12 protein-coding genes are annotated in these 12,699 nt (G+C 60.1%); all 12 read left to right on the top strand.

What is annotated here, in order from left to right:
• The 12 genes from GS612_RS12765 (at nt 1) to GS612_RS12710 (ending at nt 12,695) form a co-directional block, all read left to right on the top strand.
• Complete coding sequence (locus tag GS612_RS12765) at nt 1-1,485, top strand: aldehyde dehydrogenase (protein WP_171640790.1); 1,485 nt, start codon at nt 1-3, stop codon at nt 1,483-1,485.
• 15 nt (nt 1,486-1,500) lie between these two features.
• Entirely contained in the window at nt 1,501-2,796 is a 1,296-nt protein-coding gene (locus tag GS612_RS12760; protein WP_171640788.1) for an aspartate aminotransferase family protein, read from the top strand.
• On the top strand, nt 2,793-3,734 hold the full coding sequence (locus GS612_RS12755; RefSeq protein ID WP_171640786.1) for a phosphotransferase enzyme family protein: 942 nt from the start codon (nt 2,793-2,795) through the stop codon (nt 3,732-3,734). The genes GS612_RS12760 and GS612_RS12755 overlap by 4 nt, the downstream gene beginning before the upstream one ends.
• 13 nt (nt 3,735-3,747) lie before the next feature.
• Complete coding sequence (locus GS612_RS12750; protein ID WP_171640784.1) at nt 3,748-4,983, top strand: Tm-1-like ATP-binding domain-containing protein; 1,236 nt, start codon at nt 3,748-3,750, stop codon at nt 4,981-4,983.
• A 427-nt stretch (nt 4,984-5,410) separates the two neighbouring features.
• Nucleotides 5,411-6,211, top strand: coding sequence for a transporter substrate-binding domain-containing protein (locus GS612_RS12745; RefSeq protein ID WP_171636548.1), 801 nt, complete (start codon nt 5,411-5,413; stop codon nt 6,209-6,211).
• 70 nt (nt 6,212-6,281) lie between these two features.
• Nucleotides 6,282-6,944 (top strand): ABC transporter permease subunit, encoded by a 663-nt coding sequence (locus GS612_RS12740; RefSeq protein ID WP_171640782.1) that lies wholly within the window; start codon nt 6,282-6,284, stop codon nt 6,942-6,944.
• 11 nt (nt 6,945-6,955) lie between these two features.
• Entirely contained in the window at nt 6,956-7,618 is a 663-nt protein-coding gene (locus GS612_RS12735) for an amino acid ABC transporter permease (RefSeq protein WP_171640780.1), read from the top strand.
• On the top strand, nt 7,615-8,337 hold the full coding sequence (locus GS612_RS12730) for an amino acid ABC transporter ATP-binding protein (protein WP_171614696.1): 723 nt from the start codon (nt 7,615-7,617) through the stop codon (nt 8,335-8,337). The genes GS612_RS12735 and GS612_RS12730 overlap by 4 nt, the downstream gene beginning before the upstream one ends.
• 39 nt (nt 8,338-8,376) lie before the next feature.
• Nucleotides 8,377-9,336 carry a dihydrodipicolinate synthase family protein gene (locus GS612_RS12725; protein WP_171640778.1) on the top strand — a complete coding sequence of 320 codons (960 nt, stop codon included), beginning with the start codon at nt 8,377-8,379 and terminating at the stop codon, nt 9,334-9,336.
• Nucleotides 9,327-10,259, top strand: coding sequence for a proline racemase family protein (locus GS612_RS12720; RefSeq protein WP_171640776.1), 933 nt, complete (start codon nt 9,327-9,329; stop codon nt 10,257-10,259). Before GS612_RS12725 ends, GS612_RS12720 begins: the two co-directional genes overlap by 10 nt.
• Nucleotides 10,260-10,325: 66 nt before the next feature.
• Nucleotides 10,326-11,576, top strand: a complete 1,251-nt coding sequence (locus tag GS612_RS12715; RefSeq protein WP_171640774.1) for an FAD-binding oxidoreductase — start codon at nt 10,326-10,328, stop codon at nt 11,574-11,576.
• 15 nt (nt 11,577-11,591) lie between these two features.
• Entirely contained in the window at nt 11,592-12,695 is a 1,104-nt protein-coding gene (locus GS612_RS12710; RefSeq protein WP_171640772.1) for a cis-3-hydroxy-L-proline dehydratase, read from the top strand.
• The last annotated feature ends 4 nt before the right edge of the window (nt 12,696-12,699 follow it).

Genomic DNA, 12,699 nt, shown 5'->3' with positions numbered 1-12,699 from the left:
ATGGACCAATCCTCGATTGATGCGCTGCGTGCGCAGGACATTGCTCCGCGCGGGCATTTCATAAACGGCCGCAGTCAGGATAGCGAAACCGGGGCCCGGCATCAGGTTCTGTCTCCGATCAACGGCCAACCTCTGGCGTTGATCGCCGAAGGCACACCGGCCGATGTCGACATGGCCGTGCGCGCGGCGCGCGGTGCTTTCGAGGATGGGCGATGGTCGCGCATGGCCCCTGCCGGCCGCAAGAAAGTGCTGCTGAAGCTGGCCGACCTGATCGAAGCCCGCGCGCTTGAACTGGCCGTGCTGGGCGTGCGCGACAACGGAACCGAGATCACCATGGCCTACAAGGCCGAGGCGCTCTCGGCGGCGGCCACTTTCCGGTATTATGCCGAGGCGATCGACAAGATCTACGGGCAGATCGCCCCGACAAGCGGTGACGTTCTGGGTCTTGTGCATCACGCTCCGGTCGGGGTTGTCGGGGCCATCGTGCCCTGGAACTTTCCACTGATGATCGGCAGCTGGAAAATTGCACCGGCACTGGCCGCAGGCAATTCCGTCGTGCTGAAACCTGCCGAAAGCGCCTCACTCGGCCTGCTCAAGATTGCCGAGCTTGCCGCGGAAGCCGGAGTGCCCGATGGGGTGTTCAACGTCGTGACCGGGCGTGGCTCGGTCGTGGGTGAGGCGCTGGCCCTGTCGATGGATGTCGACATCATGGTGTTTACCGGGTCGGGCACAACCGGGCGACGGCTTCTGGAGTATTCGGCGCGGTCGAACCTGAAACGCTGCTATCTTGAACTGGGCGGCAAATCCCCAAACATCGTTTTTGCCGACGCCCCTGATCTGGCCGAAGCGGCCAAGGTTTCCGCGGCGGGCATCTTCCGCAACTCTGGTCAGGTCTGCGTCGCCGGATCGCGCCTGTTGGTCCAGCAAGAGATCTACGAGGACTTCGTCACCGAGATCAGCCGCCACGCCGAAGGCTTTCGCGTCGGCGACCCGCTGGATCTGAACAGCCAGATCGGTGCGGTCCACAGCCTGCCAGAGCTTCAGGCCAATCTGGATTTCGTCACCAAGGCCGAGGCCGAAGGCGCCGAGCGCCGGACCGGCGGAAACCGCATCCTGACAGAGACCGGAGGCTATTACATGGCGCCCACCGTGATGGCCAACGTGAAAGAGACCGACACCCTGTTCCAGAATGAGGTCTTTGGCCCTGTTCTGGCCGTCACGCCCTTTGCCGACGAAGACGAAGCGCTGCGCCTTGCCAACGCCACGGTTTACGGGCTGGCCGGTGGTGTCTGGACCTCGAACCTCAGCCGCGCGCATCGCATGGTGGCAGGCATTCGCGCCGGCGTTGTGCATGTCAATACATATGGCGGTGCCGACCTGACCGTTCCGCTGGGCGGCGTTCGCCAATCCGGCAACGGGCACGACAAATCGCTGCACGCGATCGAGAAATACTTCGATCTGAAAACCGCCTGGATAAAACTCTGAAAAAAGGCCGCCCGCATGACCCTTCTAGCAAAATCCGCGGAACTCATTGAACGCAGGGCCCGGTTGCTGGGGCCCAATGTATCGACCTTCTATGACGAACCCGTTCATTTCGTGAAAGGTGAAGGCGTCTGGCTGTGGGATGCGGACGGGCACAAGTATCTGGATTGCTACAACAACGTGCCTCATGTGGGGCATTGCAACCCGCGCGTGGTCGAGGCGATCTGTCGTCAGGCGCGCACGCTCAACACGCACACCCGGTATCTGCATGACGGGATTCTGGACTATGTGGAAAAACTGACCGGAACGATGGACGAATCCCTGGATACGGCCATCCTCACCTGTACCGGTTCCGAGGCAAATGACATTGCTCTGCGAATGGCCGAGGCGATGACCGGAAAACGAGGGATCATTGCCACCGACGCCACCTATCACGGCAATACCGCGCTGGTCAGCCAGTTGAGCAAATCGAACATCCCGACGGTCGGCTTCGGTCTGGGCCGGTATTTCCGCTTTGTCAGCGCGCCCGACAGCTATCGCAATCCCGACCCGGACGGGTCAAAATTCGCCGATGCCGTGGCGGAACAGATTGCGGAACACGAAAAGGCCGGCACCGGTTTTGCCGCATTGATCCTCTGCCCTTACTTTCTGAACGAGGGGTTTCCTGACAACCCGGACAGTTGGCTGGCTCCCACGGCCAAGGTCGTCCGCCAGGCCGGGGGCCTGCTGATCTGCGACGAGGTGCAATCAGGCTTTGGCCGAACCGGCACCCACATGTGGGCGCATCAGAAGTTGGGCGTTTTGCCGGATGTCATGACCTTGGGCAAACCCATGGCCAACGGCCATCCGGTGGGCGGCGTGGTCACAGGTTCCGAGATCATTTCGGCATTCCGCAAGGGATATCGGTACTTCAACACGTTTGGCGGAAACCCTGTTTCCTGTGCCGCCGCGATGGCGGTTTTGGAAGAGATCGAAGACCAGAGCCTGGTCGCACATGCCAGATCCGTTGGTGACCACGCGCGACATCGATTGAAACTTTTGAAAGAAAAATATGACGTCATCGGAGACATACGCGGCTCGGGGCTGATATTCGGGGCTGAAATGGTCCTTGATCGCGACAGCAAGGAACCCGCCGGTGAATTCACTGACCGGATCATCAACGCCATGCGCCAGCGCGGGATCATTCACTCCAAGCTTGGGCGTGACAAGAATACTCTGAAAATTCGCCCACCCATGCCATTCTCTGTCGAAAACGCGGATCTTCTGTTCGACACGCTGGACGACGTGTTGGCGGAAACGCCGCTGGTGGCATGAAGCAGATCGTGGAACATGCGCTGTCCCTGTGGGGGCTGGCTGATGGCCATGCGTCTCTTATGGCGGCTCGGGAAAACCGCGTCTATCGCGTTCAGGCCGGCCAGACCGCCTATGCCCTGAGACTGCATCGCAAAGGGCTGCGAACCGATGCCGAACTCTGGTCAGAGCTACAATGGATGGCCGTTCTGGGCAAAAACGGGGTCCGGGTTCCAACACCCGTCGCGGCCGCAGATGGGCGCTATCTGCATCTGGTGGACGGCATTCAGGTCGACATGCTCGACTGGTTGCCGGGCCGCCCTTTGGGTGCGACAGGACAGGCTTTGACGCATCAGGACAGGACAGGCGTCTTTTGCTCAATCGGCCGGGAAATGGCACGGCTGCACCACATCAGCGACCAATGGGCACCTCCTCAGAACTTCACGCGTTGGTCATGGGATCGCGGCGGGCTGCTTGGAGCCGCCCCTGTCTGGGGTCGTTTCTGGGAAAACCCAACGCTTGGAAAAACGGACCGGGCCCTTTTCCTGGCGTTCCGGGATATCGCAGATCGTGACCTTCGGCGCGTCGAAAATCAGTTGGATTACGGGCTGATCCACGCCGATCTTGTCCGTGAAAACGTCATGGTTGATGGTGACAAACTGTGGCTGATTGATTTCGACGATGCCGGGTTCGGTTTTCGCCTGTTTGATATCGCAACGACGCTTCTCAAGAACCTGCACGAACCTGATTTCAACCGGCTGCGCGGTGCTTTGCTGGCGGGGTATCGATCTGAACGACCGATCTGTACCCACCAACTCGACCTGTTCATGGCACTGCGCGCCGTAACCTATGTGGGATGGGTTGCATCCCGCCTGAACGAAGATGGATCGGGCATACGCAATGAGCGGTTCGTTGAAACCGCCCGGGCGTTGATGTCCCAATACCTTCAACAGCACACTTAGACAGGAGGCACCGATGGCCGAAAAGACAATCCTGCTGATTGGTACGTATGATACCAAAGAGCCCGAAATGCGGTTCATCGAAAAGGCGGTCAGAGCGCAGGGCGCTGACGTGCTGACCATGGATGTATCGGTTCTGGGTGATCCGTCCGAACCGACGGAGATCTCGAAACACGACGTTGCCGCTGCCGGTGGCATGACAATAGAACAGGTCATCGCGCAAGGAGACGAGAACAAAGCCTTTCGCGTGATGTCCGCAGGGGCCGCAAAAGTTGTTGCACAAGCCTATTCAGAAGGTCGATTTGACGGGATGCTGGCCACGGGCGGAACCATGGGCACAGACCTTGCGCTGGATTGTGCGCAGGCTTTGCCGATGGGCGTTCCCAAATATATCGTGTCAACGGTCAGCTTCTCGCCTCTGATCCCTCCGCATCGGTTGGCGCCGGATGTTCAGATGATCCTGTGGGCCGGCGGCCTGTATGGCATGAATTCGATCTGCAAATCGTCGCTCAGCCAGGCTGCCGGGGCCGTCGTGGGCGCAGCCAGGGCAGCGACCGCACCCGATCGCAGCAAACCTCTGATCGGGATGACCAGCCTTGGTTCGTCCTGCCTGCGCTACATGAAAATTCTGAAACCGGCACTGGAAGACCGCGGCTTTGAAGTGGCCGTGTTCCACTCTACCGGCATGGGCGGCATGGCCTATGAAAAACTGGCGGGCGAAGGCGCGTTTGCCTGCGTGATGGACTTCTGCATGCAGGAATTTGGCAACCTGATGGCGGGCTCTGTCGTGTCCAGCGGCGATGACCGGGTCACCAATGCCGGGCGCGTAGGAACGCCCCAGATGGTGGCACCCGGTGCGCTGGATCTATTGGATTTTGCGGGCTGGCAGGACATCCCCGAACAATATGCCGATCGCCCGTTCCACGAACACAACCGCCTGATCAAAAGCTCGGTCTTCAACGGCGCCGAACGGCGCGCCTGGATTCGGGAACTCGCCAACCGGCTGGAAGCCGCAACCGGGCCGGTGCATTTCTTTTTGCCCGTTCAGGGCGTCGAGGCCTGGGACAGGGAAGGCGAAGAGGCGCATGATCCAGAGGCTCTGGCAGAAATGGTGGACGAGGCGCGCAAGGTCATGCCCGGCCGGGTGTCGATGACCGAGCTGGATGTTCACATCAACGACGCGGCTTTCTGCGAAGCTGTTCTGTCGCGATTTGACACGTGGGTGGAAACCGGCGTCATCAGAACAGACTGAACGCCATTGGAAGGAGTGGGAAAGGGCAAAACAACCCTGCGCGTTGTCTGACAGCGAATTGTGGCACCTGGCCGGATTTGTGCGGGTCGGTTCCGTAAACCTCGGGCACCCAGTCTTCAGACGGACGGTTCCAGAACGTGTTGGGTTTTCTACGTCCATCCCGGCCCGGTGCAGGCTGCACCACGCGGATCGGGTCAGAATGACCGGTTCTTCTTGGGATGTTGCGCAAAAAGCGTTCCCCCTACGTTTTGATGATCGGCCTGCCCCCACCCCCAAGACGATCAATCAGCGAAGGGCGTTTCTTGACCAATTGATCCATCCTGTAGCCGGGTACGGGCCCGTGTCGGTTGCTGGTGGCAAATTTTTTATGGATGTTGGATCCAATATCCTTTATTCGTGATCACGTCTTTGATTCAGGGAGGATCACATGCTCAAGAAACTCGTCGCTTTGGCGGCCTTCACCACTTTCACAACAGGTCCTGCGATGGCGGACACGCTCGACGATGTCGTGGATCGCGGTACTCTTCGCTGCGGCGTTGTTCTGGACTTTCCGCCGATCGGGTATCGCGACGCCAACAACGAACCGGCGGGTTTTGACGTGGATTACTGCAATGATCTGGCCGCAGCGCTTGAAGTTGAGGCGGAAATCCTGCCTTTGACCTGGGCCGAACGCCTGCCGGTCATCGTGACCGGGCGCGCCGACGTCGTGTTCGGCGCAACCTCGGACAGCCTTGAACGGGCGCGGACCGTGGGCTTCAGCATTCCCTATGCAATCTACTATGCGCAGGGCGTCGTGAACGCGGACAGCGGGATCGAAACCTTCGAAGACATCCGTGGCAAACGCGTCGCCGCCGCGATTGGCACCGTGCCAGAACAGGAATGGCTGAAGATTGCCGCCGAATGGGGTGAGGAAGGCAATTATCAGGGCTATCAGTCGGAAAACGAGGTGTTTCTGGCGGTCGCGCAGGGCAAGGCCGATATCGGCATCACCACCAACACCGCCGTTCTGCCGATCACCCAGCAGTATGAAACCGTGCTGGCCGGCCCCCGTATGCCCTGGACCACCGACTACACTTCGGTGGTGGGCAAACGACAGGACGTCACCTGGCTGAATTTCCTGAACCTGTTTGTCACGCATCAGGTGCGCTCGGGCCGGTATCAGGAACTGTGGGGCAAATATGTCGGAGGCGAAGCACCCGAGCTGCGCATCCCCGGCGTGATGTACTGATTTCACCCCCTAAGTGCTCTTTCGTCGGGTTTCGGCCGGGCGAAAGAGCCGGTCAATTCGGAAAAAACCTGTGTTCGATTACAACTTCCACTGGCGGCCGGTCATGAAAAGCCTGCCGGACTTGCTTGAGGCATCGCTGCTGACCTTGCAAGTCGCGGTTCTGGCGATGATCCTGGGTATCCTTATCGGCCTGTGTCTTGCGCTGACGCGGCTGCACCTGAAGGGGCCGCTGTACTGGTTCGCCTCGGCCTGGGTCGAACTGGCCCGAAACACGCCCGCCCTGTTTCAGCTGTTCTTTTTCGGCTTCGGGCTTGGCGCATTCGGCCTGCACCTGTCGCCTTACTTCATCGTGCTGGCGGGTTTGACCTTCAATTGCGCCGGCTATCTGGCCGAAAACTTTCGCGGAGGTTTCCAGGCCGTCCCCGAGACGCAGTTGCGGGCCTCTCGATCCTTGGGCATGACCGCGTGGCAGGCTTACACACGCGTGGTGATCCCGCAGGTGTTTCGCATCGTCTATCACCCGATCACCAATCAGATGGTCTGGGCCGTGCTCATGTCCTCGCTGGGCATGCTGGTCGGTTTCCGCGAGCTGTCGGGCGAGACGCAGTTCTTTGCCTCGCGCACCTTCCGCATCTTTGAATATTTCGCCGTCACCGCGATCATCTACTACGTGATCGTCAAAATCATTCTCGGAGCCTCACGCCTGCTGGCGAACCGGCTCTTTCGCTACTGAAGGACGCTCGGATGGAACCCACTGTCAGCTTTTTCAGCGGCTTCACCATCAATGATCTGTGGTTTCTGGGCGAAGCGGCTCTGCGGACACTCTGGATTTCGGTTCTGTCGATATCCATCGGAACGCTTCTTGGCGTGGTATGCGGGTGGATCCTGTACGAGGGCAAGCTGGCCGCAGCCCTGACAGTGGCCCCGTTTCTGGATGTTTTCCGTTCCGTCCCGCTGATCATCCAACTGGTGCTGTTCTACAGCTTTGCGCCCATTGTCGGGCTCAATCTGGATCCGTTCGCCTCGGGCGTGGTGATCCTGTCGATCTACACGGCCGCCTTGGTTGCGAATGTCGCACGCGGCGGGATCGAGGCCGTCGGTGCGCCGATGCGCCGTGCCGCGCGCAGTCTGGGCATGACCTATTGGCAGGATCTGCGCTATGTCGTCTTCCCGATCGGCGGGCGCGCGGTGTTCCCGGCCTGGGTCGGTGTCGCACTGGGAGTGATGAAGGACAGCGCGTTGGTTTCGGTGCTGGGCTATGTCGAACTGCTCAAGGCCAGTCAGATCCTGATCACCCGGACGCAGGAACCTTTCCTGATCCTGACAATCGCAGGCGCGTTCTATTTCGCGCTCAGCTATCCGATTTCGCGCTATTCCGCGTCTCTTGAAAAAAGGTGGGCCCAATGATCGAAATTCGCGACCTGCACAAGTATTTCGGCGCGCTGCATGTGCTGAAGGGCATCGATCTGGATGTGCAGAAAGGAGAGGTCCTGTCGGTGATCGGCGCATCGGGCTCCGGCAAATCGACCCTGCTGTATTGCATCAACGGGCTGGAACCGATCCAGCAAGGCTCGGTCATAGTGGATGGCACGGATGTTCATGCCAAAGGCACCGATATCAACAAGCTGCGCACAAAGCTGGGAATGGTGTTTCAGCAATGGAACAGCTTTCCCCACCTGACCGCATTGGAAAACGTCGCGCTGGCCCCCAAGATCGTCAAGGGACTGTCAAAATCAGAAGCCCGCGATATCGCCGCCCGCCAACTGACCCATGTTGGCCTGGGCGAAAAGCTGGGCGTCTACCCATCCGCCCTTTCGGGTGGCCAGCAACAGCGTCTGGCCATCGCCCGCGCGCTGGCGATGGAGCCGGAATACATGCTGTTTGATGAGGCGACGTCAGCGTTGGATCCTGAACTGGTGGGCGAGGTTCTCGACACGATGCGCCTTTTGGCCGAAGAAGGGATGACCATGATCTGTGTCACGCACGAGATGGGTTTCGCACGCGATGTGTCGGACCGGGTTGCTTTCTTCCATCAGGGCGTGATGGAAGAGATCGGTCCGCCCGGGCAGATATTCGGTGATGCGCAATCCGAACACACCCGTAAATTCCTGGCCAACGTGCGCTGAGTGCACTGGCCCCCTGAAACAACGAGGAAGATCACCTTCATGTCCAAGAATATCTTTACCGGCACCATGCCAGCCCTGATGACCCCGTGCAAAGCCGACCGGACCCCGGATTTCGATGCCCTGGTGAAAAAGGGGAAGGAAATGATCGAGGCCGGCATGTCGGCCGTGGTGTATTGCGGCTCGATGGGCGACTGGCCGTTGCTGTCGGATGCCGAACGCATGCAAGGTGTCGAACGCCTGATCGACGCCGGCCTTCCTGTCGTCGTCGGCACCGGTGCGATAAACTCGAAATCTGCCGTGGCGCTGGCTGCACATGCGCAAAAGGTCGGCGCGGCAGGGCTTATGGTCATCCCACGTGTGCTGTCGCGCGGATCGTCCATCCCGGCACAGCGCAACCATTTCAAGGCAATCCTATCAGCCGCGCCGGATATCCCGGCCATCATATACAACAGCCCCGTCTACGGCTTCGCCACCCGTGCTGATTTGTTCCTGGAATTGCGTGCAGATCATCCGAACCTTGTCGGGTTCAAGGAATTCGGAGGCAAAGGCGACCTGCGCTACGCCGCGGAACACATCACCTCGAAAGATGATCAGGTCACGCTGATGGTGGGCGTGGACACCGAGGTTTATCATGGCTTCGTCAACTGCGGCGCCACGGGTTCGATTACCGGTATCGGTACCGCCCTGCCCAAGGAGGCACTGCTGCTGGCCGCCCTGTGCCAGAAAGCGGCGGCGGGCCATGCCGAAGCGCGCCTGCGCGCGCGCGAGCTTGAAGAAGCCTTTGGCGTGCTGGCCAGCTTTGACGAAGGCACCGATCTGGTGCTGTACTACAAGCACCTGCTGGTCCTGAACGGTGAAGAGGAATACCGCTTGCACTTCAACGAAACCGACGAGTTGACGGATGCCCAGCGCAATTATTGCGAACAGCAATACAGATTGTTCCGCACCTGGTTTACCGACTGGTCCAGCCAGGGCGGGGTCATCGCTGAATGCATGTGATCGACAGCCACACCGGAGGCATGCCCACGCGGGTCATCCTGAACGGCGGCCCCGATCTGGGGTCGGGCCCGCTGGCCGAGCGCGCGCAGCGCCTGGCCACCGAGCACAAGGATTTCTACAAATCGGTCCTTCTGGAACCACGCGGTCAACCCGGCATGGTCGGGGCGCTTCTGGTCGCCCCGGAAACGTCTGGCTGCGAAACCGGCGTGATCTATTTCGATGCCGACGCCGTTCTGGGCATGTGCGGTCACGGCACCATCGGCCTTGGGGTCACTCTGGCCCATCTGGGCTGGATCGGTCCGGGGACGCACAGGGTCGAAACGCCGGCCGGCGTCATCTCGGTTGACCTGTTGGACGCCAATACGGTGCGCGTCACCAATATCGAAAGCCGCCGGGTCAGGGCTTCGGTGTCGGTTGAGGTCGAAGGCCATGGAAAAGTGACCGGCGATCTGGCCTATGGTGGCAACTGGTTCTTCATTGTCGATCCCAGCCCGATGGACGTGACGCCCGGCAACATCCGTGCCCTCACCGATCTGACCATTGCAATTCGCAAAGCCTGCATCGACCAGAACGTGCGTGGCGAAAACGGGGAACCGGTGGACCACGTGATCTTGCAGGACAAATCCCCGGGCAAAGACATTCACAGCAGAAATTTCGTCCTGTGCCCGGACGATCAATATGACCGATCCCCGTGCGGGACCGGCAGTTCTGCGCGTCTGGCCTGTCTGGCGGCGGATGGGGTTCTGGTTCCGGGGCAAGAGATCGTGCAGGAAAGCGTGATCGGCAGCTCTTACCGGCTGAGCTTTCAGCCCGGTCCCAATGGCGGCGTAATTCCGACCCTGACCGGGCAGGCGCATATCATGGCCGAGGGCCGATTGATTTTCGCGCAAAACGATCCGTTCCGCGGTGGGATCCTTCTTTGACAAAATTATCGGGGACTGGCGCGATCCAGCCCCCGGAACCGAACCACAGTTTGAGAAGATCTGGCCATGCTGCAAGACAACCCGACGGATATCGTTGTGATCGGTGCCGGTATCATCGGCATCAGCACCGCACTTGAATTGCAAAAACGCGGCAGGCGCGTGCTGGTGCTGGATCGCGAAGGCGTAGGAGCCGGTGCCTCGAAGGGCAATGCCGGAGCCTTTGCCTTCACCGACATCGTGCCATTGGCCACCCCCGGGATCATGCGCAAGGCTCCGAAATGGCTGTTTGACCCGCTGGGTCCACTTTCAATTCCTCCTTCTTACGCTTTGAACATCGCGCCGTGGATGCTGCGGTTCTGGCGGGCCAGTTGGCAGGATCGCTATGCTGCGGCCTTGTCTGCGCAGGCTGCTTTGATGGATCACAGCCGCGCGGCGCTGGAACGCCAGATCGCGGATGTCGATGGCGAAGCGCTGATGCAACGCGACGGCCAGTTGCAGGTGTTCGAGGGTGAAGCAGAATTCCGCGCCAGTCTGCCCACATGGGACAGGCGCAAGGATCGCGGCATCCCCTTTGACCTGCTGGACAACCCCGACGCGATTGCGGAAATCCAGCCCGGGCTTGACCGACGATTTACCCATGCGGGTTTTACACCCACCTGGATGAACACGGTCGATCCGGCCAGCTGGACAAGACATTTAGCCACCCGGTTCACCGCCCGTGGCGGTCAGGTCGAAATCGCGACGATCAGCGCGCTCACACCCATGGACGCGGGCGTTCGTCTGACGACTTCGATCGGTGAAATTGATGCAAGACAGGTGATCGTGGCCGCCGGGGCGTGGTCTCATCACCTGGCGAAAACCCTGGGTGATCGCATCCCTCTGGAAACCGAGCGCGGGTACAACACGACCCTGCCCCAAGGGGCCTTTGATCTGCGCACCCATCTGACATTCGGTGGCCACGGCTTTGTGGTGACGCGGATCAACGGCGGTGTGCGCATCGGTGGCGCGGTCGAGTTGGGCGGGCTGGAACTGCCGCCCAATTACAAACGCGCCGACGCGCTTCTGGCAAAGGCCGGGCGCTTCATGCCTGGCCTGAACTTGGAAGGCGGCACGCAATGGATGGGCTTTCGGCCGTCGCTGCCCGACAGTTTGCCGCTGATCGACCGCTCGGCGCGTGCGCCACAGGTGTCTTACGCCTTCGGACATGGCCATCTGGGTTTGACGCAATCCGCAGGCACGGCGGAACTGGTCGCGGATCTGGTCACGAACACAAAACCCGCGCTCGACATGAAGCCTTTCGCATCCACACGCTTCTGATCAGGAGAACACCACATGAAAATCACTGCACTGAACGTATATCAGGTGGATCTGCCGCTGAAGGAAGGTCGCTATAGCTGGTCCAATGGCAACTATGTCGAAGTCTTCGACAGCACCGTTCTCGAGATCATCACGGATGAAGGTCTCAAGGGGTATGCCGAATGCTGCCCGCTGGGATCGGCTTATCTTCCGTCCTTTGCACTGGGCGTCAGGGCCGGGCTGGCGGAATTGTCGCCACATCTGATCGGGCAGGATCCGCTGAATATCGGCCAGATCAATCGCACCATGGATGGCGCCCTGCGTGGCCACCCTTATGCCAAGGCGCCTGTTGATATCGCCTGCTGGGATCTGCTGGGCAAGGCGACCGGGCAACCCCTTTACACCCTGTTGGGCGGCGACGCGCAACAGGACGTGGTGCTGTATCGCGCGATCAGCCAGGAAGCACCGGACATCATGGCGCAAAAGATCGAAGGTTATGCGGCCGAAGGCTATACGAAGTTTCAACTGAAAGTGGGCGGCGACGCCAATGACGACATCGACCGCATTCACGCCACCCGCGCGGTTCTGAAAAAGACCGACCTGCTGGTGGCGGATGCCAACACTGGCTGGACCCGGCACGAGGCCGCGCGTGTCGTAGGCGCCATCGCGGGTATGGATGTCTATGTGGAACAACCCTGTTTGACTTATGAGGAATGCGTGTCGATCCGCCGGCGCACCGCGCTGCCCTTCGTGATGGATGAGGTCATCGACACGCCCAACACATTGGTCCGCGGCATTGCCGAGGACGCCATGGACGTGATCAACCTGAAAATCTCAAAGGTAGGAGGTTTGAGCAAAGCAAGGCTGATGCGCGATCTGTGCGTCGCACATGGTATCCCGATGACCATCGAAGACACCTGGGGGGGCGATATCACCACCGCCGCCATCGCTCATCTGGCGCGGTCGACACCGTCCGAGTTCACGTTCTCGGCCACCGATTTCAATTCCTATGGTACCGTGGACATCGCCGAGGGCGCGCCAAAGCGAGTCAATGGCCGGATGACCGCAGCAGATCGCCCCGGTCTGGGCGTGACACCGATCTTCGACGCGCTGGGTGCCCCTGTCGCGCAATATAGCTGAGGTA

It is taken from the genome of Ruegeria sp. HKCCD6157 (genome assembly GCF_013110685.1).
In the GTDB taxonomy this organism is placed as follows: domain Bacteria; phylum Pseudomonadota; class Alphaproteobacteria; order Rhodobacterales; family Rhodobacteraceae; genus Ruegeria.
Note: the sequence above shows the minus strand (reverse complement) of the source record. Positions and strands in the feature narration are given on the sequence as shown.

Excerpts from the sequence above, each read along its gene's own strand:
- GS612_RS12730 (WP_171614696.1), top strand. The coding sequence starts at position 7,615 with ATGATCGAAATTCGCGACCTGCACAAGTATTTCGGCGCGCTGCATGTG.
- GS612_RS12760 (WP_171640788.1), top strand. The coding sequence starts at position 1,501 with ATGACCCTTCTAGCAAAATCCGCGGAACTCATTGAACGCAGGGCCCGG.
- GS612_RS12735 (WP_171640780.1), top strand. The coding sequence starts at position 6,956 with ATGGAACCCACTGTCAGCTTTTTCAGCGGCTTCACCATCAATGATCTG.
- GS612_RS12755 (WP_171640786.1), top strand. The coding sequence starts at position 2,793 with ATGAAGCAGATCGTGGAACATGCGCTGTCCCTGTGGGGGCTGGCTGAT.
- GS612_RS12725 (WP_171640778.1), top strand. The coding sequence starts at position 8,377 with ATGTCCAAGAATATCTTTACCGGCACCATGCCAGCCCTGATGACCCCG.
- GS612_RS12720 (WP_171640776.1), top strand. The coding sequence starts at position 9,327 with ATGCATGTGATCGACAGCCACACCGGAGGCATGCCCACGCGGGTCATC.
- GS612_RS12765 (WP_171640790.1), top strand. The coding sequence starts at position 1 with ATGGACCAATCCTCGATTGATGCGCTGCGTGCGCAGGACATTGCTCCG.
- GS612_RS12745 (WP_171636548.1), top strand. The coding sequence starts at position 5,411 with ATGCTCAAGAAACTCGTCGCTTTGGCGGCCTTCACCACTTTCACAACA.
- GS612_RS12710 (WP_171640772.1), top strand. The coding sequence starts at position 11,592 with ATGAAAATCACTGCACTGAACGTATATCAGGTGGATCTGCCGCTGAAG.
- GS612_RS12715 (WP_171640774.1), top strand. The coding sequence starts at position 10,326 with ATGCTGCAAGACAACCCGACGGATATCGTTGTGATCGGTGCCGGTATC.
- GS612_RS12750 (WP_171640784.1), top strand. The coding sequence starts at position 3,748 with ATGGCCGAAAAGACAATCCTGCTGATTGGTACGTATGATACCAAAGAG.